Source organism: Streptomyces sp. Mut1, from assembly GCF_030719295.1.
Classification (GTDB): Bacteria; Actinomycetota; Actinomycetes; order Streptomycetales; family Streptomycetaceae; genus Streptomyces; species Streptomyces castrisilvae.
On record NZ_CP120997.1, the window covers coordinates 3,025,207 to 3,047,244 of the forward strand.

Below are 22,038 nucleotides of genomic sequence, written 5' to 3' on the forward strand. Positions count from 1 at the left end.
CCAGGCACAGCCTAAGCGGTGACACCCGAACGGGGACCGGCCCCGCCACCCCCGCACGCCATCCGTCACCAACCGTCACAACCGCGTGACGGACGAGCGACGAGCGGGCCACCGCCGCGCGACACGCAGACACGTTTCACCGACCCAGCTTTCACAGGACCCGACACATTTGGCAGGCTGTCACCCGCATACACGGGGGGCGTGCACAAAGGCAGCAGCCGCTGCGGGCACGGGAGGGACACAGCACCATGCACACCGCACACTCTGCACACACCGTCACGACCGGGGACCCACGACTCAGCTGGAGCAGCACCGAAACGGGCGCCGCGCCCCGCCTCGCGCAGCGCCGCGACGGCATCCTGCCCGCCGTGGCCGCCGCCCTGTCCGTACGCGGCGAAACCCTCACCTGCACCGCGGGCAAGGGCGACCAGCCACCCGTCCTGCACCACCTGGTGCAGGACTTCCTCGACACCCTCCCCAGCGACCGGCGCGAACGGTTCACCGGCCGCTGCCCCGAGGCCATACTGCTCTCCCGGCACCTCACCGCGGCCGAGAGCGGGCGCTCCAAGCGCGCCCAGCGCAAGCCCCTCACCAACGGCGAGGCACGCCGTGCCCTCAAGCACGCCCGCCTCACCGCCCGCCGCATCCGCGAGGACGGCGACCCTCTGCACGGCAGCTACGCCGCACCCTGCCGCTCCTGCGCCGTCATGCTCGCCCACTTCGGCGTCCGGCCCGTCGACCTCACCGCGAGCGGCGCGGCCACCTCCGCAGAGAAGAGCTGACCGCGCCCATGCACGATCGCACCGACCTCCCCGCACAGGCCGGGCCCGCGACCCGCGACCGCCAGGCCGCCACCCGCTTCCCCGCCGCCGTCGACGCCGCCCTGCGCGCCGCCGGCTGGCAGCCCGGCCGCTGGGACATCCGCCAGGCCGAGGAATGGGCCGACGCCCTGCGCTCGCACGCCTCCCCGGCCGGCCACCAGCACGCCGTCTTCCCCGCCGCCGTCGAGGCCTGGGCCGAATTCGGCGGCCTGCACATCACCGCCACCGCGCCCGGCCGCCAGATCGCGCCGCCGGCCGTCCGCATCGACCCACTGCGCGGACTCCACCTGGCCCGCACCCTCGGGGACCTCGGGCGGGCCCTGGAGACCGAGGTCGCGCCGCTGGGCGAGGAGGGGGAGAACCAGGCGGTCCTCGCGATCGACCAGACCGGCCGGGTCTACAGCATCGACCACACCGGCGACTGGTACCTCGGCCCGGACATCGACGCGGCCCTCGCGACCCTGGTCGGCGGCGTCCAGCCGGAACGGCTCGTCTCGGGCTGAGGGGGCGCCGGAGGCGCCGGGTCCTCGGGGTCCGGCGCACGCGCGGTGCACGGTCACCACCGCGGGGGTTCCGTCCTCAAACGCCGGACGGGCTGGGAGCGGTGCCGTCGCCGCCCGCAGACGCCGGGGGACGGGGGCCGTCGCCGTCGTCAGACGCCGGGGGGACGGGGACGTGCCACCGTCCTCTCACGCCGGACGGGCCGGGGGCGGTGCCGTCGCCGTCCTCACACGCCGGACGGGCCGGAGGTGTCCTCGCTCTCGGCGTCCGGCAGCACCGCCGATACCCGGAAGCCGCCCGCGTCCGTCGGGCCCGAGACGAAGACGCCGCCCAGGCCGAGCACCCGTTCCCGCATGCCGACCAGGCCGTTGCCGCCGCTGGGCAGCCCCGCGTCGGCCGTCGCCGCGTCCGACGGGCCGTTCTCCACCTGCATCGCGACCTCGGCGCCCCGGTGCGCCAGCCGCACCCACGTCTTGGCGCCCGCCGCGTGCTTGTGCACGTTGGTCAGGGCCTCCTGCACCACGCGGTACGCCGTCTGCTCGACCTCGGGCGCGTAGGCGCGCGTGGCGCCCTCCACCGACAGCTCCACCGTCATGCCGGCGGCGCGCGACTGGCCGACCAGCGCCTCGACCTCGTCCAGCCGCGGCCCGTCCTCCGGCACGGCCGGCGCCGCCCGGCCCACCGAGGCCAGCGGCACCTGGGCCACCCGGGCCACCGCCGGCTCGCCCGCCCGCAGCACGCCCAGCATCTCGCGCAGCTCCGTCAGCGCCTGGCGCCCCATGTCACCCACCAGGGCGGCGTTGCGCACCGCCTTCGCCGGGTCCTTCGGCGCGACCGCCTGGAGAGCCGCGGCGTGCACCACCATCAGGCTCACCCGGTGGGCCACCACGTCGTGCATCTCGCGGGCGATCCTGGTCCGCTCCTCCGTACGCGCCCACTCCGCCCGCTCCTCGGCCCGGTCCGCGAGCAGCGACAGCTCCCGCTCCAGCGAATCGGCCCGCTCCCGCAGGCTCTCCATCAGCCGCCTGCGTGCCCCTATATAGAGGCCGAACAGCACGGGCGGCGCGGTCAGCCCGACGGCCATGAAGAGGGACAGCATGGGGACGTACCAGTCGCCCGGCCCGAAGTCGGCGTTCTCGTCGACGCCCTGCCGCAGCCGTACGTACGTCACGATGAACGTCCCCACCAGGGACATGCTCATCAGCACCGCGGTGATCCGCCGGGGCACCTCGGACGCGGCCAGCGTGTACAGGCCGACCAGTCCCATCAGGAAGCCCATCTCGGCCGGTGTCGTCGCGATCGACACCAGCACCACCGCGATCGGCCACCGCCTGCGCACCAGCAGCACGGCCCCCGCGATCAGCCCGAACAGCACTCCGAAGGCCACCGGCAGCCCGGTGTCCCACGCGAAGTCCACCCCTTCCAGCCCGCATTCCAGCGCCGAGACCAGCGCGAGCCCCACATCCAGCGCGACACTCCGTCGCCGTTCCCACCACCAGTAGCCGCGGGTGGTCGGTCCCGCCGCTTCCCGGTCTTCCCCCGTTGCGGTCATGGCATCCAGCCTACGGGCGGCCGCATCTCATTTTCGGGGGACCTGCGCAGCACGTCGTACGTTCGATCGGGGGCCAAATGATGAACAACCGCTCGAAATAACGAATCGACCGCCCATTCGACCTGGACGTCCGAATTTCGGACAACGCTTGGCGCATGACGGAAATCACGAGCAAGTACGCGGATTTCGAGGGCCTGCGCGAACAGGCGGTCGCGTTACGGCGGGACGGGCTGAGCCGCCGCCGGATCCGGGACCGGTTGCACGTCGACAACAACGACATCCTCAACCGCCTGCTGGAGGGCGAGCCCGCGCCGGAGTGGACGAAGCGCCCCAACGCGAAGGACGACCTGCGGGCGAAGGCGCGGGAGCTGCGCCTTGAGGGCAAGACGTACGACCAGATCCAGCTGGAACTGGGGTGCTCGAAGAGTTCGATCTCGTTGTGGGTGCGGGATCTGCCGAAGCCGCCGAGACGCACGCGAGAAGAGGCATCCGCCATCGCCAGACGGGGCTGGGAAGCCACCCTTGAACGACGCGAGGCGGACCGGCAGAAAATCAAGCACGACGCGGCCGCCGAGATCGGAGCCATGACCGGACGGGAGTTGTTCCTGCTCGGAGTCGGGCTCTACTGGTCGGAGGGCACCAAGACCAAACCGCACCGCCGCCAGGAGCGGGTGGCCTTCATCAACAGCGATCCGCACATGATCCACGTCTTTTTGGCCTGGCTCCGCCTCTTGAGTGTCCCGGCGGAGCAACTCCGCTTCCACGTACACATCCACGAGTCGTCCGATGTCCCGAAGGCAGAGCAATTTTGGAGGGCGGAAGTAGGCCCGTCAGGCTCGTTCGGCAAGACCACACTCAAGAGGCACAATCCCAGCACCAACCGCAAGAACACCGGCGAGGGTTACCACGGCTGCCTGGTGGTCCGCGTGAACAAAAGTGCTGAGCTGTACCGTCGCATCGAGGGCTGGTGGTGCGGCATAGTAGGTGCTGCAGAACGAGCCGATCAAGAAAATCGGACATAGCGGAAAAATGATCCCGGGTCGTCTAATGGCAGGACAAATGGTTTTGGTCCATTGAATGAGGGTTCGATTCCTTCCCCGGGAGCTCTCCACCACGGGCCCCGACCCAACCGGTCGGGGCCCGCGCTCATGTCCGGCCACGCACCCCCCGGTATCCTGCGGATGTCCACCACCCGAAGCCGAAGGGCCTATCCGTGAGCTCCGTACGCCCGGCAGCCGTCGTCGTCCTCGCAGCGGGTGAGGGCACCCGCATGAAGTCGAAGACACCCAAGGTTCTGCACGAGATCTCCGGGCGTTCGCTCGTCGGTCATGTCGTCGCCGCCTCCCGCGAGCTGGACCCGCTCCACCTCGTCGTCGTCGTGGGCCACGCCAGTGAGCAGGTCACCGCGCACCTCACCGCCGCGGACGCCCAGGTGCGCACCGCCCATCAGGCCGAGCAGAAGGGCACCGGCAACGCGGTGCGGGTCGCGCTCGACGAGCTGGGCGGGGCCGTCGAGGGCACCGTGATCGTGGTGTGCGGGGACACCCCGCTGCTGTCCGGCGAGACGCTCGCCGCGCTCGCCGCGACGCACACCGCCGACGGCAACGCCGTCACCGTGCTCAGCGCCGAGGTCCCCGACTCCACCGGGTACGGGCGGATCGTCCGCGACCCGGCGACCGGCGCGGTCACCGAGATCGTGGAGCACAAGGACGCCGACGACGAGCAGCGGGCGATCCGGGAGATCAACTCCGGGGTGTTCGCGTTCGACGGGCGGCTGCTCTCGGACGCGCTCGGCAAGGTGCGGACGGACAACAGCCAGGGCGAGGAGTACCTCACCGACGTGCTGTCCATCCTGCGCGAGGCCGGGCACCGGGTCGGCGCCTCGGTGGCGGACGACCACCGGGAGATCCTGGGCATCAACAACCGGGTACAGCTCGCCCAGGCCCGCCGGCTGCTGAACCAGCGGCTCCTGGAGCGGGCGATGACCGCCGGGGTGACCGTGGTCGACCCGGCGTCCACGCTGATCGACGTGACCGTGACGTACGAGCGGGACGCGCTCGTGCACCCGGGGACGCAGCTGCTGGGGACCACGCACCTCGCCCAGGACGCCGAGGTGGGCCCGAACTCGCGGCTGACGGACACCGTCGTGCACGCGGGCGCGCGGGTGGACAACACGGTCGCGGAGGGCGCCGAGGTGGGCCCCGGCGCGCTGGTGGGTCCGTACGCCTATCTGCGGAAGGGCACGAAGCTCGGCCCGAAGGCCAAGGCCGGTACGTACGTGGAGATGAAGAACGCCACGATCGGGGAAGGGACCAAGGTCCCGCACCTGTCGTACGTGGGGGACGCGACCATCGGCGACCACACCAACATCGGTGCGGCGAGCGTCTTCGTGAACTACGACGGGGTGGCCAAGCACCACACGACGATCGGCTCGCACTGCCGCACCGGCTCGGACAATATGTTTGTGGCGCCCGTCACGGTCGGGGACGGCGTCTACACCGCGGCCGGCTCGGTCATCACCAAGGACGTGCCGTCCGGTTCGCTGGCCGTCGCCCGGGGCCAGCAAAGGAATATCGAGGGCTGGGTGGCGCGCAAGCGTCCGGGAAGTGCCGCCGCGCAGGCGGCTCAGGCGGCGGTCGAGGAGTCCGGCAGCGAAAGCTGACCGGAAACAGGCGCGTCGCGCACGGCGTACCGTGATAGATGCTCACCCCATTTCGGCTGGCTCGTTGCACATCGGGACATCTGCGTGCAGCGCCAGGAACACGTCTGAGGAGACTGTGCTGTGACCGGGATCAAGACGACCGGCGAGAAGAAACTGATGCTCTTCTCCGGCCGCGCCCACCCCGAGCTGGCCGAGGAGGTCGCGCACCAGCTGGGTGTGGGCCTCGTGCCGACGAAGGCCTTCGATTTCGCCAACGGTGAGATCTACGTCCGCTTCCAGGAGTCGGCACGTGGCGCGGACTGCTTCCTGATCCAGAGCCACACGGCTCCGATCAACAAGTGGATCATGGAGCAGCTGATCATGCTGGACGCGCTGAAGCGCGCTTCGGCCCGTTCGATCACGGTGATCGTGCCGTTCTACGGCTACGCCCGCCAGGACAAGAAGCACCGTGGCCGCGAGCCGATCTCGGCCCGTCTGATCGCGGACCTGATGAAGACGGCGGGTGCCGACCGCATCCTCACCGTCGACCTGCACACCGACCAGATCCAGGGCTTCTTCGACGGCCCGGTCGACCACCTCTTCGCGCTGCCGATCCTGGCGGACTACGTGGGCGCGAAGGTCGACCGTTCCAAGCTGACGATCGTTTCGCCGGACGCCGGGCGGGTACGGGTCGCCGACCGCTGGTGCGACCGGCTGGACGCCCCGCTGGCGATCGTGCACAAGCGCCGCGACAAGGACGTGCCCAACCAGGTCAGCGTCCACGAGGTCGTCGGCAACGTGAAGGGCCGGGTCTGTGTCCTGGTCGACGACATGATCGACACGGGTGGCACGATCTGCGCCGCCGCGGACGCCCTGTTCGCGCACGGTGCCGAGGACGTCATAGTGACGGCGACGCACGGTGTGCTCTCGGGTCCGGCCGCCGACCGGCTGAAGAACTCGAAGGTCAGCGAGTTCGTCTTCACCGACAGCCTGCCGACGCCGGGTGAGCTGGAGCTCGACAAGATCAAGGTGCTGTCGATCGCGCCGACGATCGCCCGCGCGGTGCGTGAGGTCTTCGAGGACGGCTCGGTCACGAGCCTGTTCGAGGAGCAGTAGGACCAGCGCGAGCAGCAGGAACGATAGGACCTGCGGGAACAGCAGGTTGCGGGTGGCTCCGGTCGCCCACTGATCCACTTTGGGGTGCGGCCTCCCCGCCGGGTAGACTCATCGAGTTGCTCGGCGAGGGAGGCCGTACTCATAGGTACGGCGATCCGTTATCGGCGCGCTCTTCGTAGCAGGCCTGTCGTGGGCCGGGTGACCATCCGCAGTTTCGTCACCTTACGAGGAGTGCCGTCATGGCCGAGATCAAGCTCAACGCCGAGGTCCGTACCGAGTTCGGCAAGGGCGCCGCCCGTCGTGCGCGTCGCGCCAACCTGGTCCCCGCGGTCGTCTACGGCCACGGCGCCGAGTCCGTCCACATCACGCTTCCGGGCCACGAGCTCCAGCTCGCGCTCCGTACCGCCAACGTCCTGATCGGTCTGGAGATCGACGGCAAGGACGCCCTGGTCATCCCGAAGGCCGTCCAGCGCAACCCGCTCCGGGGCGACATCGAGCACGTCGACCTGCTGACCGTGAAGCGCGGCGAGAAGGTCGACGTCGAGATCGCGGTGCACGCCGAGGGCGACCTGGCCCCGGGCGGCAACCTGCTGGAGTACGTGATGAACACGCTGCTCGTCGAGGCCGAGGCCACCAACATCCCCGAGTCCGTCACGGTCTCCGTGCAGGGCCTGGACGCCGGTGCGTCGATCCTCGCCAAGGACATCCCGCTGCCGGAGGGTTCGGTGCTCGCCGAGGCCGACCCGGAGGCGGTCGTTCTCGCGGTCGTCGCCGCTCAGGTCGAGGAAGCCCCCGCGGAGGACGCCGCCGAGGAGGCCTGAGCCTCACACCTGCTTGACTGACGGGGCGGTGGTCTCCTTCCGGAGTCCGCCGCCCCGTTTTCCTGTCCGCGACCGCCGTACGTGTACGAACGAGGAGACTTCGCGCGATGTCCGACGCCACCGACCCCTGGCTGATCGTGGGGCTGGGCAATCCCGGCCCCGAGTACGCGGCGAACCGGCACAACGTCGGCTTCATGGTCGCCGACCTGCTCGCCGAGCGGATCGGCGGGAAGTTCAAGCGGGCCCCGAAGGCGCAGGCGCAGGTGTTGGAGGGGCGGATCGGTCCGCCGGGTCCGCTGAGCCGGCGGGTGGTGGTCGCGAAGCCGATGTCGTACATGAATCTGTCCGGGGGGCCGGTCACGGCGCTGCGGGACTTCTACAAGGTGCCGCTGGACCATGTGGTGGCGGTCCATGACGAGCTGGACATCGATTACGGGACGCTGCGGCTGAAGCTGGGCGGCGGCGACAACGGGCACAACGGGCTGAAGTCGATGACGAAGTCGATGGGCCCCGGTTACCACCGCGTCCGGTTCGGGATCGGCCGGCCGCCGGGGCGGATGCAGGTGGCCGATTTCGTGCTGAAGGACTTCTCGTCCGCCGAGCGCAAGGATCTTGCCTACGAGGTGGACCGGGCGGCCGACGCGGTGGAGTGTCTGCTGGCGGAGGGTCTGGAGCGCGCGCAGTCGGCGTACAACACGTGAGCGGCGCGAAGCGGCGTGCGCTGGGTTACGGCCGTGCGGCGGCGGTCGGCTGTGTCGCCCTGGTGCTGCTGGTGGCGGGTGTGCTGGCGTCGTGGGACGCGGCGCACCACATCGTGCTGGCCAAGGGGCGCGAGCACGGGACGATGACGGTGACGGGGTGCGGCAGCGAGGTCTGTACGGGGCCGTACGCGCCGTCGGACGGGGCCGGGGCGCGGTCCCGGGTGTCGGTGGAGAAGTCGGTGGCGGCCCGCAAGGGGGACCGTTTCGACGTGGTGGTGAAGCCGGGCACGGACGAGGTGGTGCGGACCGGGGCCGCGGGCTTCTTCCATGCGTGGGTGCCGCTGGGCGGGGCGCTCGTGCTGGCGGCGCTGGTGATCGGCGGGGGTCTGCGGCTGACACGGACGGCGTGGGGTGCCGGGATCGCGGGCGGGGCGCTGCTGATGGCGGCGTTCATCGCCCTGTGAGGCGCTGAACGCGCCCCGCCCGCGGTCCGTGCCGGGTCAGCCGGTGTTGCGCAGGCCCGCGGCGACGCCGTTGACGGTGAGCAGCAGGGCGCGGGCGAGCAGCGGGTCGGCTTCCTCGCCGCGTTCGACGGCCTGACGCTGGCGGTCCAGCAGGGACACCTGGAGGTAGGAGATCGGGTCCAGGTAGGCGTCCCGGATGGCGAAGGTCTGCTGGAGCGCCGGGCTGGTGCCGAGCAGTTCGGTGGATCCGGTGACCTTGAGGACTTCCTGCACGGTGAGGGCGTGCTCGGTCTCGATGGCGTCGAAGACGTGCTTCAGCTCGTCGGGGACGAGGGTGTCGACGTAGTGCCGGGCGATGCGCAGGTCGGTCTTGGCGAGGGTCATCTCCACGTTGGAGAGGAAGTTGCGGAAGAAGTGCCAGTGCTCGTGCATCTCTTCCAGGACCGTGTCGAGGCCGGCTTCGCGCAGGGCCTTGAGGCCGGAGCCGACGCCGAACCAGCCGGGCACGATCTGCCGGGACTGGGTCCAGCCGAAGACCCACGGGATGGCGCGCAGGCCGTCGAGCGAGACGCCGGAGCCGGGGCGGCGGGAGGGCCGTGAGCCCAGGTGCAGGTCTGCGAGCTGGTCGACGGGGGTGGAGGCGAGGAAGTAGGACGGCAGGTCCGGGTCCTCGACGAGCTTGCGGTAGGCAGCGTGGGCGGCGTCGGAGACGGTGTCCATGGCCGCGTCCCAGCGGGCGAGGGCCTCGTCGGACTGGCGGGGCGCGGTGTGCAGGGCGGATGCCTGGAGGGTGGCCGCGACGGTCAGTTCGAGGTTCTCGCGGGCGAGGGCGGGGATGAGGTACTTGTCGGAGATGACCTCGCCCTGCTCGGTGACCTTGATCTCGCCCTCCAGGGTGCCCCAGGGCTGGGCGAGGATCGCGTCGTGCGAGGGGCCGCCGCCGCGGCCGACGGTGCCGCCGCGGCCGTGGAAGAGGCGCAGGCGTACGCCGTAGCGGTGGGCGACGTCGCGCAGCCGGCGCTGGGCGCGGTGGATCTCCCACTGGGAGGTGGTGATGCCGCCGAACTTGGAGGAGTCGGAGTAGCCGAGCATGACCTCCTGGACGTCGCCGCGCAGGGAGACGAGGCGGCGGTAGGAGGGGTCGGCGAGCATCTCGTCGAGGATGACGTCGGCGGCGCGCAGCTCGTCGGTGGTCTCCAGGAGGGGGACGATGCCGATCTCGGCCCAGCCGGCGTGGAGGTCGATGAGGCCGGCCTCGCGGGCGAGGACGGCGGCGGCGAAGACGTCGTCGGCGCCCTGGCACATCGAGATGATGTAGGACTCGATGACCTCGGGGCCGAAGCGCTGGAAGGCTTCCTTGATGGTGTGGAAGACGCCGAGGATCTTCTCGCCGGCGGCGTCGAGCGGGGCCGGGGTGGGGGCGAGGGGGCGGCGGGAGCGCAGTTCCTTGGCGAGGAGCTTCTGCCGGTAGTCGCGGGGCATGTCGGCGTAGCGCCAGGATTCCTCGCCGAGCCGGTCGAAGAGCTGGCCGAGGGCGTGGTGGTGGGCGTCGGCGTGTTCGCGGACGTCCATGGTGGCGAGCTGGAGGCCGAAGGCGGCGAGGGTGCGGATGGTGCGGTCCATGCGGCCGTCGGCGACGATGCCGCCGCGGTGCCGGCGCAGGGAGTCCTGGATGAGGACGAGGTCGGCGATGAGTTCGGCGGTGCCGAGGTAGTCGCAGCCGGGGCGGTGGGGGCGGCCGGTGGCGAGGCGCTCGCGGGTGTTGACGAGCTTCTGGCGGATGCAGGTGGCCTTGAGGCGGTAGGGCTCCTCGGCGTTCAGCCGCTTGTAGCGGGGGCTGATCTCGGGGAGGAGTTCGAGGTCGGTCTGCAGGGAGGCGAGGAGTTCGTCGGTGGCGCCGGTGTAGCGGATGGAGTTGGAGAGCAGTCCGCGCAGCTGGTCGACCAGTTCGAGGGCGTCGGTGATGCCGTGCTCGTGCTGGAGGATCAGGACGTCCCAGGTGACGGCGGGGGTCACGTTGGGGTTGCCGTCGCGGTCACCGCCGATCCAGGTGCCGAAGGTGAGGGGGCGGGTACCGGCGGGGAGTTCGACGCCGACGCGTTCGAGTTCGGCGGCGAGGTCCTCCAGGACGTCGCCGACGGCGTTGGCGTGCAGCTCGTCCAGGTAGTAGATGGCGTTGCGGGCCTCGTCGGCGGGCTCGGGGCGCACGACGCGCAGCTCGTCGGTCTGCCAGATGAGGTCGATGTTCTCGGCGAGTCTGAGGTCCTGGCGGCGGCGGTCGGCCTCGATGACGGGGGTGTCGAGGAGGGCGGCGATGCGGCGGAGCTTGTTGAGGACGGAGCGCCGGGCGGCCTCGGTGGGGTGCGCGGTGAAGACCGGGCGCACGTTGAGGTTCTTGACGGTGGCGCGCAGGTGCTCCGGGTCGGCGTCCTTGAGCCGGTCGGCGGTGCGGGCGAGGAGGCCGCCCTCGGCCGCGCGGCGGTCGCGCATCTCGTGGGCGCGGTGGACCTGCTCGGTGACGTTGGCGAGGTGGAAGTAGGTGGAGAAGGCGCGGACGAGCTGGGCCGCGGTCTCCAGGTCCGTGTCGCCGAGGAGCTCGGCCGCGGCCTCGCCGTCGGTGCGGGTCAGGGCGCGGACGCGCTCGACGAGGTCGAGGAGTTCCTGGCCTTCCTGGCGTACGAGGGTCTCGCCCAGGAGGTCGCCGAGGCGTCGGATGTCGGCGCGCAGCTCGGGGCTGGCGGCGGGGGTCTGGTCGGCACTGCTCACAGTGTGCGGCTCCTTGCAGTGGTTGTGCACGGGACCCGGGGACCGCGGTCGGCGGATGCCGACGCCACCCCGGAAAGCAGGGTGCGGACCGCGCTGTCCGACCTCTCCAGGATAGGTGTCCGTGCTCTGGGTGCTGTTCGCGCCCCGGAAGGTGTCCTCGGTTCGTGACGTGTCCGGCCGGGGTACGCGGAGTGTGTCTACCCGGTATTCGTCCGTCTGTGCGTGGTGTTTCGTCCTCTCGTGGGCGGGCCTTCGCGCTGACATACTTACGAAGCCGTAGGTTACGGATGCGTAACCCTGGCTGTCCGACCCGCTCTCACCCTCAGGGGACTCCCCATGAAGACCAGCCCCGAAGTGATCGAGGCCGCTCCGGCGGCCGGTGACCCATCCCTTCCCTCCGCCACGCTCGGCGGGGACAACAAGCGGTCGATCGAGCAGATCGCGCTCCTGCTGTTCATCGTCGTGCCGTTCGTGGCGCTGGTCGCGGCGGTGCCGCTGGCCTGGGGCCGCGGTGTGAGCTGGCTCGATCTGGGTCTGATGGTGGCGATGTACTTCATCGGCTGCCACGGCATCACGATCGGCTTCCACCGGTATTTCACGCATGGTTCGTTCAAGGCGAAGCGTCCGCTCCGCATCGCCCTGGCCGTGGCCGGTTCGCTGGCGGTCGAAGGTCCGCTGGTGCGCTGGGTGGCCGATCACCGCAAGCACCACCGGTTCTCGGACGCGGAGGGCGATCCGCACTCGCCGTGGCGTTTCGGTGAGTCGCTGCCGGCGCTGATGAAGGGCCTGTGGTGGGCCCACATCGCATGGATGTTCGACGAGGAGCGGACCCCGCAGCAGAAGTACGCGCCGGACCTCATCAAGGACCCGGCGATCCGCGGCATCTCGCGCCACTTCCTGACGTTCACGATCGTCTCGCTGGCCGTCCCCCCGCTGATCGGCGGTCTGGTGACGATGTCGTGGTGGGGTGCGGCGACGGCGTTCTTCTGGGGCTCCCTGGTACGGGTGGCCCTGCTGCACCACGTGACGTGGTCGATCAACTCGATCTGCCACGCGGTCGGCAAGCGCCCCTTCAAGTCCCGCGACAAGTCCGGCAACGTGTGGTGGCTCGCGGTCCTGTCGTGCGGCGAGTCCTGGCACAACCTGCACCACGCGGACCCGACCAGCGCCCGGCACGGGGTGATGCGCGGTCAGATCGATTCGAGCGCCCGGCTGATCCGGTGGTTCGAGCAGGCCGGCTGGGCGTACGACGTGCGCTGGCCCGACTCCGCCCGTATCGAGTCCCGGCGCGACCGCGCGGCGGCCGACCCGGCATGATGGACGACGTGGCGACCGACTCCAGCGCAAGCAGCGAGAACACCCGTGCACCCTCCGCCCGACGGGCCCGCCGGGTCCGGATGACCGGGAAGGAACGCCGGGAGCAGCTGCTGGACATCGGTCGCACCTTGTTCGCCGACAAGGGCTTCGAGGGCACGTCGGTGGAGGAGATCGCCGCCCGCGCGGGGGTCTCGAAGCCGGTCGTCTACGAGCACTTCGGCGGCAAGGAGGGGCTGTACGCGGTCGTGGTGGACCGGGAGATGCGCCAGCTCCTGGACATGGTGACCAGCGCGCTGACCGCGGGGCATCCGCGTGAGCTGCTGGAGCAGGCGGCGTTCGCGCTGCTGGACTACATCGAGACGTACACGGACGGTTTCCGCATCCTGGTCCGTGACTCGCCGGTCGCCCAGTCCACGGGCACGTTCGCCTCGCTGATCAGTGATATCGCGACCCAGGTGGAGGACATCCTCGGGCTGGAGTTCAAGGCCCGCGGCTTCGACGCGAAGCTGGCCCCGCTGTACGCGCAGGCGCTGGTGGGCATGGTGGCGCTGACGGGGCAGTGGTGGGTGAACGCGCGCAAGCCGAAGAAGGCTGAGGTCGCGGCCCATCTGGTGAACCTGGCCTGGCACGGTCTGGAGAACCTGGAGTCGAAGCCGCGGCTGATCGGCCACCGCAAGAGCTGAACGGCCGGTGGGGCCGAGGGCGGTGTGCGGCCGAGCCGCGATGTTGATCCCCGGCAAAACCACTTCAGTTGCGCTGTACACAGTTGTAGAGTCTGTGAATATCCCGGGAATGGTCCTTCACCGCTGCATGTCATGCACCCGTGAAGGCTATTCACCCGGTTCCACCACTTACCCCTGGGGGGGCTTTGTCTTCTGTGGAACCCGGCCGCTCTGTTCCGCGCTCGAAGCGCGCGCGGCGGCTCGCGGCCTGCACCGCACTCGTTCTCTCCGCCGGCATGCTGCTGGCGGCCCCGGCCTCGGCCGATGAATCGGCGCCCGTCCCGCGCGGCGCCACTCCGCAGTTCACCCCGGAGTCCGGCGGGCAGCCGACGCTGACGCTGCCCAAGCGCACCGCGAAGAAGGAGTCCGGTGCCTCGCGTGCGCCGGGCGCCGCGTCGGCGGCCGCCGTTCCGGCCAAGCCGCTGAGCGACCTCGACGGCGACGGCTACAGCGACACGCTGTACCGGGGGCTCGACGGCAACCTCTACGCCATCACGGACGCGTCGGGCTCGCACCCGTACCAGATCAACAGTGACGACCAGTTCGAGACGCCCAAGGACATCATCACGCCGGGCGACCTCGACGGCGGCGGCATGTCCGAGGTCCTGACGCTCTCGGCGGCGGGCAAGCTCTCGCTCTACCAGAGCTGGGGCGCCGACAGCACGGGTTACGTCACCTGGTCGGGCAACGGCTGGCAGAAGTACAACAAGGTCGTCTCCCCCGGCGACCTGAACGGCGACGGCCGCGGCGACCTGATCGCGCGTACGCCCTCCGGTGACATCTACGTCTACATCTCCACCGGCAAGGTCGACAGCGCGCCCTTCAAGGCCGGCGTCAAGGTGGGCTACGGCTGGAACGTCTACGACCAGATCGTGGGCACCAACGACGTCAACGGCGACGGGCTCGGCGACGTCATCGCCCGTACGACCGGCGGCGACCTGTACTTCTACGCGGGCACCGGCGACCCGGCGAAGCCGTTCAAGGCGCGCGTCAAGGTCGGCTACGGCTACGACATCTACAACCAGCTCATCGGTGTCGACGACGTCGACGGCGACGGCCTCGGCGACCTCCTCGCCCGCAAGCCCGGCGGCGACGTCTTCACCTACCTGTCCACCGGAACCGGCACCTTCGAGCCGCGCGTGGCCTCCGGCAGCGGATGGAACGCGGCGGCGCTGTTCGTCGGCGCGGGCGGCAACCCGGACTTCGGCAAGCACGAGCTGGAGGGCCGCACCAAGGGCGGCAGCCTCTACTGGTACCAGGCCCGGAACAACGGGCAGTTCTTCCCCCGCCAGCTGGACAGCTCGGACACCGGCTGGAACCAGGTGAGCCTGTCGCTCGCCTCCTCGCTGGACAACGACGGCTGGGGCGACCTCGTCCAGCAGTACCAGGGCCAGCTCTACGTCGGCGCCGAGTACATCGGGTCGGGCTGGCAGGTCTACAACAGCCTGACCGGTCCCGGCGACCTGAGCGGCGACGGCAAGGGCGACCTGCTGGCCCGCGACACCAAGGGCGACCTGTACCTGTACAAGGGCAACGGCCTGGGCACCAAGTTCGCCGCCAAGGTCAAGGTCGGCTACGGCTACCAGTCGTACACCAAGATCGTCGGCGCCGGGGACCTCAGCGGCGACGGCATCGCGGACGTCGTGGCCATCGCCAAGGACGGCACGCTCTACCTGTACAAGGGCACGGGCGACGCCGCGAAGCCGCTCTCGGCCCGCGTCAAGATCGGCACCGGCTACAACATCTACAAGCAGTTCGCCGCTCCGGGCGACATGGACGGCGACGGCAGGGCCGACCTGATCGGCGTCGACGGCAAGGGCGACGTGTACCGCTACACGTCCACCGGCACCGGCCAGCTCACCAAGCGCGTCAAGATCGGCTACGGCTGGGACACCTACAACGGCCTGTACTGACCGGCCCGCGTGAACCCCGCGCCCCGTCCCCGCGCTCGTTCGTGGGGGCGGGGCGCTGCCGTGTCCCGGCGGGCTCAGCCGGTCACCGGCTCCAGGAACTCCAGCCGGTTGCCGACCGGGTCGTGGCTGTAGAAGCGGCGGTGGCCCGGCAGGTTGCCGTCCCAGACCACTTCGGCGCCGCGCTCGGTCAGCCGGGCCGCGTACGCCTCGATGCCCGTGACGCGCAGCCCCGGGTGGGCCTTGCGGGCCGGGCGGAAGTCGGCCTCGATGCCCAGGTGCAGCTGGACCGGGCCGGCCGCGAACCAGCAGCCGCCCCGCGCGGCCAGCACGGGCGGCTTGGCGATCTCGGTCATGCCGAGCACATCGGTGTAGTACGCGCGCAGGGCGTCCTCGCTGCCCTCGGGGGCGGCGAGCTGGACGTGGTCGAGGGCGGTGATCATCACTTCTCCCGGTGGGCGACGGCGAAAATACGGCGGAAGGGGAAGGCCGTGCCGTGCGGGCCACGGGGGTAGGCCGTGCGCAGCAGGTCGCGGTAGTCGGCGAGGAAGGCGTCCCGGGCCTCCTCGTCGTCGGCGAGCGCGGTCAGGACGGGGCGCAGGCCGGTGCCCTTCACCCAGTCCAGGACGGGGTCCTCGCCGGTCAGCAGGTGGAGGTAGGTGGTCTCCCAGACGTCGGCGGTGACGCCGGGGCCCGTCAGCAGGTCCAGGTAGCCGGCCGGGCTCAGTACGGCGTCGGCGTGGCGGAGCCGGCCGCCCAGGCGGGAGCGCCAGCGCGGGGACTCGGCGAGTTCGCGCATCAGGGCGTGGCTGGGCCGGTCGAAGTTGCCGGGGACCTGGAGGGCGAGGGTGCCGCCGGGGAGCAGGGCGTCCAGCCAGCCCGGGAGGAGGCCGTCGTGGCCGGGAATCCACTGGAGCAGGGCGTTGGAGATGATCAGGCCGTACGGCTCGGAGGGCGTCCAGGTGGCGGCGTCGGCCTCGGCGAAGTCCAGCAGCTCCGTGGCGTGGGCGCGGGCGCGCTCCAGCATCTGCGGGGAGTTGTCGTAGCCGGTGATCCGGGCGTGCGGCCAGCGCGCGGCGAGCAGGGCGGTGACGTTGCCGGCGCCGCAGCCGAGGTCGGCGATGCGCCCCCGGGTGCCGGGCGGGTCGGGGACGCGGGCCAGCAGGTCGTGGAAGGGGCGGGTTCGGTGGTCCGCGTGGCGCAGGTACTGCTGCGGATCCCAGACGGGTGCGGTCATGGAGTTCAGGATCATTCACAACTATCTTGATGTCAAGACACTTGAATTCAAGAGACTTCATGTCGACAGACCCTCTACACTGATCCACATGGAGGACGAGGTTGACCGACTGGTCGCTGCATGGCGCCGCGAGCGCCCCGACCTCGACGTGGAACCACTGGAGGTCCTCAGCCGCGTCTCCCGCCTGGCCCGCCACCTCGACCGGGCCCGCAGGATCGCCTTCGCCGAGCACCAGCTGGAGCCGTGGGAATTCGACGTGCTCACGTCGCTGCGCCGCGCCGGCGCCCCCTACCAGCTCTCCCCCGGCCAGCTGCTCACCCAGACGCTGGTCACCTCGGGCACGATGACCAACCGCATCGACCGCCTCACCAAGAAGAACCTCGTCGAGCGGCTCCCCGACCCCAGCGACCGGCGCGGGGTCCTGGTCCGGCTCACCCCCGAGGGCCGCGACAAGGCCGATCAGTCACTGGCCGGGCTGCTGGCCCAGGAGCGCGCCATCCTCGGCGAGCTCTCGCACCAGCAGCGCTCCGAACTGGCCGGGCTGCTACGCCAGTTGACTGCCCCGTTCGACAACATCCCCGGGTAGCGCCGGGTCCTGAAGATCGGCCGGGCCGACCCCGGCGCGTCTGGCCAGCGCCACGGCCGCCAGCGTCGAGTGCACGCCCAGCTTCCCCAGGACGTTCTGCATGTGCGTGCGCACGGTGTGCGGGGAGAGGAAGAGACGTTCCGCGACCGCCTTGCGGCCCAGGCCCGCGACCATGCACCGCAGCACCTCCCGCTCGCGCGGGGTCAGCGACTCGACCAGCTCCTCGCTCTCGGTGCGGTGCTTGCGCCCGGCCAGCAGCTCCCGCAGCACCCCGGTGAGCAGGGCGGCGGGCAGATGGGTCTCGTCGCGCAGCACCCCCCTGATCACCGCCAGCAGCCGTTGCAGCGAGCTGTCCTTGGCGACCCAGCCGCAGGCCCCGGCCTGGAGGGCGAGCGCGGCCCGGCCCGGGTCGTCCTTCTCGGCGAGCACCACCGTACGGACCGAGGGACGGGCCGCGCGGACCGCGCCGACCAGGGAGATCCCGTCGACCGGGGCCGGCTGTCCGGCGCGCGGGGCGGGCACCGGTACCGGGCCCGCGCCGTCGCGCCCCGCCGGGGCCAGGTTGCCCAGTTCGGCGTCGACCAGCAGGACGTCGTAACCGCGCCCCTCCGCCGCCGCGCGCTCCAGACAGCGCAGCGCGGCCGGGCCGCTGCCCGCCGCCGCCACGTCGACGTCCGGCTCGGCCGCGAGCGCGGCGGCGAGCGATTCGGCGAAGATCCGGTGGTCGTCCACCACGAGAACCCGGATACGGGCCACAGGCACCCCCATGCTGTGTGTTCTGGGGCGCCCCGAAGCGTGCGTCCCCCCGACGGGGCCGGACCGGCACCCGTGGCGCCCGGCTGTCTCGTACCCCTGCATACGGCACCGGCCCCCACCGGCGCTGTGCATCAGCGTACGGGCGGCGGACCGGGCCGGAAGGGGGATTGACGGAAGTTGTCCGGGAGCGCCCCCTAGGGCCTGTCGTCACATTCGCGTCGTTCGCCCGGAGGGCGGGAATGTGACGACAGGTCCTAGGGTGAGGCGCATGTTTCGTCTTGAGACAGAAGTGGACAAGGAGCGGCGTGCGCTGCTGAACAGGCGGCTGCGGGACGAGAACACCGCGCGCTCACCCCGGATCAGCGCCCTGCGCGCCACGCCCGACGCGCGCGAAGTGCCGCTGGAGGTATGGGCGTTGGACACCGACGGCCGGGTCGCGGCGGGGCTGACCGGGCGGACCTGGGCGCACTGGCTCCATGTCGACCTGCTCTGGGTCGACACCCCGCACCGGGGCTCCGGCCTCGGCTCGCGGCTGCTCGCCGAGGCGGAACGGGTGGCGCGGGCGGACCGGTCGTGCACCCGCTCCCGGGTGGAGACCTGGGACTTCCAGGCCCCCGGCTTCTACCGGAAGCGGGGCTACGAGGTGCGCGGGCAGGTGGACGACTACCCGCCGGGCATCACGGAGTTCACCCTTACGAAGGAACTCGGCTGACGCGTTCCGGCCCGTTCAGACGAGCCGGCGAGCGCCTGCCGACGGCACCGCGGGGAAGACGCCCGGCGTCCCGTACCCGGCCGAAGTGAACGCCTCCAGCACGGACTTGGTGACCGCGTCCGCCCGCTCCTCCTCGACCAGCACGATCGCGGAGCCGCCGAAGCCGCCCCCGGTCATCCGCGCGCCGAGCGCCCCGGCCGCGTTCGCCGTGTCGACCACGAGGTCCAGCTCCGCGCAGGAGACCCGCAGGTCGTCGCGGAGCGAGCGGTGCCCCGCCGTGAGGACCGGTCCCGCCGCCCGCACCTCGCCGGCGTCGAGCAGCGCGATGACCCGCTCGACGCGCTGGTTGTCGCCGACCACATGGCGTACGTAGCGCACGACGGACTCGTCCGCACCGGCCTCGGCCAGCCGGTCCAGGGCGGCGCCCAGCTCCTCGTACGGCAGCTCGCGCAGGGTGCGTATGCCGAGCAGGCGCGCGCCCTCCTCGCAGCCGGCCCTGCGCTCCGCGTACGCCCCGTCGCCCAGCGCGTGCTTGACGCGGGTGTCCACGACCAGGAGCCGCAGGCCGTGCGCGGACAGGTCGAAGGGGACCTGGCGCCGGCCGAGGTCGCGGGTGTCCAGGTGCAGGGCGTGGCCCTCGGTGCAGCAGGCGGACGCCATCTGGTCCATGACCCCGCAGGGCACGCCGACGAAGGCGTTCTCGGCGCGCTGGGCGATGACCGCCAGGTCGGCTGGGGCGAGCCCGAGCCCGAAGAGGTCGTTCAGGGCGAGCCCGGTGACCACTTCGAGGGCGGCGGACGAGGAGAGCCCGGCACCGGTCGGGACGGTGGAGGTCAGCTGGATGTCGGCGCCGGTGACCGGGTGGCCGGCCTCGCGCAGGGCCCAGACGACCCCGGCGGGGTAGGCCGCCCAGCCGTGGCCCTCGTTCGGGGTCAGCTCGTCCACGCGGAGCCGGACGACACCGCCGGGCACATCGGTGGAGTGCAGCCGCAGCTCGCCGTCGGTGCGGCGGGCGACGGCGGCGCGCGCGGTGTGCGGGAGGGCGAGCGGCATGACGAAGCCGTCGTTGAAGTCGGTGTACTCACCGATCAGGTTGACCCGGCCGGGTGCGGCCCAGATCCCCTCGGGCGCACCCCCGTAGAGCTCGGTGAAGGAGGCGGTCAGCTCGGCGTCGTCGGTCATGGTGCGGTGGGTTCCTCTCGGCGGGCGAACGTCCAGGCGTCGGAGACGATTCCGGCCAGGTCGGCGCGGGACGGCTGCCAGCCGAGGCGCTCCCTGGCGGTGGCGGCGGAGGCGACGAGGACGGCCGGGTCGCCGCCGCGGCGCGGGGCCGCGGTCTCGGGGACGGGGTGGCCGGTGACCTCGCGGACCGTCTCGATGACCTCGCGGACCGAGAAGCCGTTGCCATTGCCGAGGTTGCAGATCAGGTGCTCGCCCGCGGTGGCCGCGTCCAGGGCGAGCAGGTGGGCGTCGGCGAGGTCGGCGACGTGGATGTAGTCGCGGACGCAGGTGCCGTCCGGGGTGGGGTAGTCGTCGCCGTAGACGGAGATCGACTCGCGCTGTCCGAGGGCGACCTGGAGGACCAGCGGGATGAGGTGGGACTCGGGGCTGTGCCGCTCGCCGCAGCTGCCGTAGGCCCCCGCCACGTTGAAGTAGCGCAGCGAGACCGCGGCCAGGCCGTGGGCCGCCGCCTCCCCGGTGATCATGTGGTCGACGGCGAGCTTGGTCGCGCCGTAGGGGCTGGTCGGGGCGGTGGGGTCGGTCTCCGTGATGGGGCTGGAGACCGGCTCGCCGTAGGTCGCGGCGGTGGAGGAGAAGACCAGGGTGCGCACCCCGGCGTCGCGCATCGCGGCGAGCAGGGCGGTGGAGCCGCCGACGTTGTTGACCCAGTACTTCTCGGGGTCGGTGACGGACTCGCCGACCTGGGAGTACGCGGCGAAGTGCAGCACCCCGTCGTAGGAGGCGTCGAGCCACTTCGCGGCGTCCTGGACGCGCCCCTCGATGAAGTCGGCGCCGGCCGGAACGCCCGCGCGGAAGCCGGTGGAGAGGTCGTCCAGGACGGTGACGGTGTGGCCGGCCTCCAACAGGTGCTGGGCCACGACGCTGCCGACGTATCCGGCACCGCCGGTCACCAGGTACTTCTTCGGGGACTCGCTCACTGGCTCGCTACCTCTCGCAGTCGCTGGGCCGCGGTCTCCGGCGGCACGTCGTTGATGAACACGCTCATGCCGGATTCGGAACCCGCGAGGAACTTCAGCTTGCCGGAGGTCCGTCGGATGGTGAAAAGCTCCAGATGCAGCCCGAAGTCCTCACGGTCCGGGATCCCGAACGGCGCCTGGTGCCAGGCGGAGATGTACGGGGTCGGCGGCTCCCCGGGTCCGAAGATCCGGTCGAATCGCCTCAAGAGTTCCAGATAGACCTGTGGGAACTCCGTGCGCGCCCCCTCGTCGAGATCCCGCAGGTCGGGGACGCGGCGGCGGGGGTGCAGATGGACCTCGTACGGCCAGTGCGCCGCGTACGGCACGAAGGCGATCCAGTGCTCGGTGGCGAGCACGATCCGGGTGCCGTCGGCCTCCTCGCGGGCGATCACGTCGTCGAAGAGGTTGCCGCCGGTCTTCGCGTGGTGGGCGGCCATGGAGCGCAGCATCAGCTCGGTGCGCGGGGTGACGAAGGGGTAGCCGTAGATCTGGCCGTGCGGGTGGCCGAGGGTGACGCCGATCTCGGCGCCCCGGTTCTCGAAGCAGAACACCTGCTCGACCTGCGGCAGCCCGGCGAACTCGGCGGTGCGGTCGGTCCACGCCTCCAGGACGAGCCCGGCCCGCTCCTCGGTGAGGTCGGCGAAGGACGCGTCGTGGTCGGAGGTGAAACAGACGACCTCGCAGCGGCCGGAGTCGCCGGCCAGGGAGGGGAAGCGGTTCTCGAAGACGGCGACGTCGTAGTCCGCCTCCGGGATCTCGCTCTGCCGGCCCTCGCGCGAGGGGCAGAGCGGGCACTCGTCGGCCGGCGGGTGGTAGATACGGCCCTGGCGGTGCGAGGCGATGGCGACGCTGTCGCCGAGCAGCGGGTCGCGGCGGATCTCGGACGAGGTCGAGACGGCGTCGAGGGGACGCGTGTCGGCCGCCTCGCGCACGACGTCGTCGCGGCTGTCGTAGTAGATCAGCTCCCGGCCGTCGGCGAGCGTCGTAACCGTCTTCTTCACCAGACTCCTCCCACCAAACATAAGCGAACACAATGAACCACAAGTCAACAGATGCGTCAATGAGTCGACGGCGGCGCGCGCGAGGGTGCCGAGTGGTGGATCTCAGGGGCGTGGAGCCCGGGATTCAGGCAATACGATCACAAACAAACAAAGAACCTCTTGGGAAGTGTTCACTTTCCGAACATAAGGGCGTAGTTTCCTTCGGGTTCAGTTCGC

21 protein-coding genes and 1 tRNA gene are annotated in these 22,038 nt (G+C 71.0%); 14 read left to right on the top strand and 8 right to left on the bottom strand.

Annotated elements, in window-relative coordinates; genetic code table 11:
* The first annotated feature begins 248 nt into the window (after positions 1-248).
* Entirely contained in the window at positions 249-782 is a 534-nt protein-coding gene (locus tag P8A18_RS12890) for a YwqJ-related putative deaminase (RefSeq protein ID WP_306054322.1), read from the top strand.
* 8 nt (positions 783-790) lie between these two features.
* Positions 791-1,324 carry an SUKH-3 domain-containing protein gene (locus P8A18_RS12895; RefSeq protein ID WP_306054324.1) on the top strand — a complete coding sequence of 178 codons (534 nt, stop codon included), beginning with the start codon at positions 791-793 and terminating at the stop codon, positions 1,322-1,324.
* Positions 1,325-1,548: 224 nt separating this feature from the next.
* Here P8A18_RS12895 and P8A18_RS12900 read toward each other — a convergent pair whose 3' ends face one another.
* Positions 1,549-2,874: a sensor histidine kinase gene (locus tag P8A18_RS12900; RefSeq protein WP_306054327.1), complete on the bottom strand. Its 1,326-nt coding sequence runs from the start codon at positions 2,872-2,874 to the stop codon at positions 1,549-1,551.
* 155 nt (positions 2,875-3,029) lie between these two features.
* Here P8A18_RS12900 and P8A18_RS12905 point away from each other — a divergent pair, with 155 nt between their 5' ends.
* The 7 genes from P8A18_RS12905 to P8A18_RS12935 all read left to right on the top strand — a co-directional run bounded on the left by P8A18_RS12905 (position 3,030) and on the right by P8A18_RS12935 (position 8,617).
* Positions 3,030-3,896 carry a hypothetical protein gene (locus tag P8A18_RS12905; RefSeq protein ID WP_306054329.1) on the top strand — a complete coding sequence of 289 codons (867 nt, stop codon included), beginning with the start codon at positions 3,030-3,032 and terminating at the stop codon, positions 3,894-3,896.
* An 11-nt stretch (positions 3,897-3,907) separates the two neighbouring features.
* Positions 3,908-3,978: transfer RNA gene (locus tag P8A18_RS12910), tRNA-Gln, on the top strand.
* 109 nt (positions 3,979-4,087) lie between these two features.
* Positions 4,088-5,536 carry a bifunctional UDP-N-acetylglucosamine diphosphorylase/glucosamine-1-phosphate N-acetyltransferase GlmU gene (glmU, locus tag P8A18_RS12915; protein WP_306054331.1) on the top strand — a complete coding sequence of 483 codons (1,449 nt, stop codon included), beginning with the start codon at positions 4,088-4,090 and terminating at the stop codon, positions 5,534-5,536.
* Positions 5,537-5,656: 120 nt separating this feature from the next.
* Positions 5,657-6,631, top strand: a complete 975-nt coding sequence (locus tag P8A18_RS12920) for a ribose-phosphate diphosphokinase (protein ID WP_306054333.1) — start codon at positions 5,657-5,659, stop codon at positions 6,629-6,631.
* 239 nt (positions 6,632-6,870) lie between these two features.
* Positions 6,871-7,452: a 50S ribosomal protein L25/general stress protein Ctc gene (locus P8A18_RS12925; protein WP_306054336.1), complete on the top strand. Its 582-nt coding sequence runs from the start codon at positions 6,871-6,873 to the stop codon at positions 7,450-7,452.
* A gap of 107 nt (positions 7,453-7,559) precedes the next feature.
* Positions 7,560-8,153 carry an aminoacyl-tRNA hydrolase gene (pth, locus tag P8A18_RS12930; protein ID WP_306054338.1) on the top strand — a complete coding sequence of 198 codons (594 nt, stop codon included), beginning with the start codon at positions 7,560-7,562 and terminating at the stop codon, positions 8,151-8,153.
* Positions 8,150-8,617 carry a hypothetical protein gene (locus P8A18_RS12935; RefSeq protein WP_306054340.1) on the top strand — a complete coding sequence of 156 codons (468 nt, stop codon included), beginning with the start codon at positions 8,150-8,152 and terminating at the stop codon, positions 8,615-8,617. Before pth ends, P8A18_RS12935 begins: the two co-directional genes overlap by 4 nt.
* A gap of 36 nt (positions 8,618-8,653) precedes the next feature.
* Here P8A18_RS12935 and ppc read toward each other — a convergent pair whose 3' ends face one another.
* On the bottom strand, positions 8,654-11,383 hold the full coding sequence (ppc, locus tag P8A18_RS12940) for a phosphoenolpyruvate carboxylase (protein ID WP_306054342.1): 2,730 nt from the start codon (positions 11,381-11,383) through the stop codon (positions 8,654-8,656).
* A 336-nt stretch (positions 11,384-11,719) separates the two neighbouring features.
* On the opposite strand from ppc, the gene P8A18_RS12945 reads away from it, so the two are divergent.
* The 3 genes from P8A18_RS12945 (at position 11,720) to P8A18_RS12955 (ending at position 15,335) form a co-directional block, all read left to right on the top strand.
* Positions 11,720-12,700, top strand: coding sequence for an acyl-CoA desaturase (locus P8A18_RS12945; protein ID WP_306054343.1), 981 nt, complete (start codon positions 11,720-11,722; stop codon positions 12,698-12,700).
* Entirely contained in the window at positions 12,697-13,383 is a 687-nt protein-coding gene (locus P8A18_RS12950) for a TetR/AcrR family transcriptional regulator (protein ID WP_306054345.1), read from the top strand. The genes P8A18_RS12945 and P8A18_RS12950 overlap by 4 nt, the downstream gene beginning before the upstream one ends.
* A gap of 194 nt (positions 13,384-13,577) precedes the next feature.
* Positions 13,578-15,335 (top strand): FG-GAP repeat domain-containing protein, encoded by a 1,758-nt coding sequence (locus P8A18_RS12955; RefSeq protein WP_306060869.1) that lies wholly within the window; start codon positions 13,578-13,580, stop codon positions 15,333-15,335.
* Positions 15,336-15,409: 74 nt separating this feature from the next.
* On the opposite strand, the gene P8A18_RS12960 is transcribed toward P8A18_RS12955, so the two are convergent.
* Both P8A18_RS12960 and P8A18_RS12965 read right to left on the bottom strand, forming a co-directional pair.
* Positions 15,410-15,775, bottom strand: a complete 366-nt coding sequence (locus P8A18_RS12960; protein ID WP_306054346.1) for a VOC family protein — start codon at positions 15,773-15,775, stop codon at positions 15,410-15,412.
* A complete protein-coding gene (locus P8A18_RS12965; RefSeq protein ID WP_306054348.1) occupies positions 15,775-16,569 on the bottom strand; it encodes a trans-aconitate 2-methyltransferase in 795 nt (264 codons plus the stop codon). The genes P8A18_RS12960 and P8A18_RS12965 overlap by 1 nt, the downstream gene beginning before the upstream one ends.
* A gap of 88 nt (positions 16,570-16,657) precedes the next feature.
* On the opposite strand from P8A18_RS12965, the gene P8A18_RS12970 reads away from it, so the two are divergent.
* Entirely contained in the window at positions 16,658-17,155 is a 498-nt protein-coding gene (locus P8A18_RS12970; protein ID WP_018554244.1) for a MarR family winged helix-turn-helix transcriptional regulator, read from the top strand.
* Here P8A18_RS12970 and P8A18_RS12975 read toward each other — a convergent pair.
* Positions 17,114-17,923, bottom strand: coding sequence for a response regulator transcription factor (locus P8A18_RS12975; protein WP_306054351.1), 810 nt, complete (start codon positions 17,921-17,923; stop codon positions 17,114-17,116). The two genes, P8A18_RS12970 and P8A18_RS12975, sit on opposite strands and share 42 nt — an antisense overlap.
* A 256-nt stretch (positions 17,924-18,179) precedes the next feature.
* Between P8A18_RS12975 and P8A18_RS12980 the strand changes: the two genes are divergently transcribed.
* Positions 18,180-18,623: a GNAT family N-acetyltransferase gene (locus P8A18_RS12980; RefSeq protein ID WP_306054353.1), complete on the top strand. Its 444-nt coding sequence runs from the start codon at positions 18,180-18,182 to the stop codon at positions 18,621-18,623.
* Positions 18,624-18,638: 15 nt separating this feature from the next.
* Here P8A18_RS12980 and galK read toward each other — a convergent pair whose 3' ends face one another.
* Genes galK through galT form a run of 3 tightly spaced genes read right to left on the bottom strand, consistent with a single transcriptional unit; the run spans position 18,639 to position 21,822 of the window.
* Positions 18,639-19,805, bottom strand: a complete 1,167-nt coding sequence (gene galK, locus P8A18_RS12985; RefSeq protein WP_306054355.1) for a galactokinase — start codon at positions 19,803-19,805, stop codon at positions 18,639-18,641.
* Positions 19,802-20,782, bottom strand: coding sequence for a UDP-glucose 4-epimerase GalE (galE, locus tag P8A18_RS12990; protein ID WP_306054357.1), 981 nt, complete (start codon positions 20,780-20,782; stop codon positions 19,802-19,804). Before galE ends, galK begins: the two co-directional genes overlap by 4 nt.
* Positions 20,779-21,822 (bottom strand): galactose-1-phosphate uridylyltransferase, encoded by a 1,044-nt coding sequence (gene galT, locus P8A18_RS12995; RefSeq protein ID WP_306054360.1) that lies wholly within the window; start codon positions 21,820-21,822, stop codon positions 20,779-20,781. The genes galE and galT overlap by 4 nt, the downstream gene beginning before the upstream one ends.
* Positions 21,823-22,038 lie beyond the last annotated feature (216 nt).

Excerpts from the sequence above, each read along its gene's own strand:
- P8A18_RS12895 (WP_306054324.1), top strand. The coding sequence starts at position 791 with ATGCACGATCGCACCGACCTCCCCGCACAGGCCGGGCCCGCGACCCGC.
- P8A18_RS12970 (WP_018554244.1), top strand. The coding sequence starts at position 16,658 with ATGGAGGACGAGGTTGACCGACTGGTCGCTGCATGGCGCCGCGAGCGC.
- P8A18_RS12960 (WP_306054346.1), bottom strand. The coding sequence starts at position 15,775 with ATGATCACCGCCCTCGACCACGTCCAGCTCGCCGCCCCCGAGGGCAGC.
- P8A18_RS12925 (WP_306054336.1), top strand. The coding sequence starts at position 6,871 with ATGGCCGAGATCAAGCTCAACGCCGAGGTCCGTACCGAGTTCGGCAAG.
- P8A18_RS12965 (WP_306054348.1), bottom strand. The coding sequence starts at position 16,569 with ATGACCGCACCCGTCTGGGATCCGCAGCAGTACCTGCGCCACGCGGAC.
- P8A18_RS12905 (WP_306054329.1), top strand. The coding sequence starts at position 3,030 with ATGACGGAAATCACGAGCAAGTACGCGGATTTCGAGGGCCTGCGCGAA.
- P8A18_RS12890 (WP_306054322.1), top strand. The coding sequence starts at position 249 with ATGCACACCGCACACTCTGCACACACCGTCACGACCGGGGACCCACGA.
- P8A18_RS12900 (WP_306054327.1), bottom strand. The coding sequence starts at position 2,874 with ATGACCGCAACGGGGGAAGACCGGGAAGCGGCGGGACCGACCACCCGC.
- P8A18_RS12980 (WP_306054353.1), top strand. The coding sequence starts at position 18,180 with ATGTTTCGTCTTGAGACAGAAGTGGACAAGGAGCGGCGTGCGCTGCTG.
- P8A18_RS12950 (WP_306054345.1), top strand. The coding sequence starts at position 12,697 with ATGATGGACGACGTGGCGACCGACTCCAGCGCAAGCAGCGAGAACACC.
- galK (WP_306054355.1), bottom strand. The coding sequence starts at position 19,805 with ATGACCGACGACGCCGAGCTGACCGCCTCCTTCACCGAGCTCTACGGG.
- P8A18_RS12975 (WP_306054351.1), bottom strand. The coding sequence starts at position 17,923 with ATGGGGGTGCCTGTGGCCCGTATCCGGGTTCTCGTGGTGGACGACCAC.
- pth (WP_306054338.1), top strand. The coding sequence starts at position 7,560 with ATGTCCGACGCCACCGACCCCTGGCTGATCGTGGGGCTGGGCAATCCC.
- P8A18_RS12945 (WP_306054343.1), top strand. The coding sequence starts at position 11,720 with ATGAAGACCAGCCCCGAAGTGATCGAGGCCGCTCCGGCGGCCGGTGAC.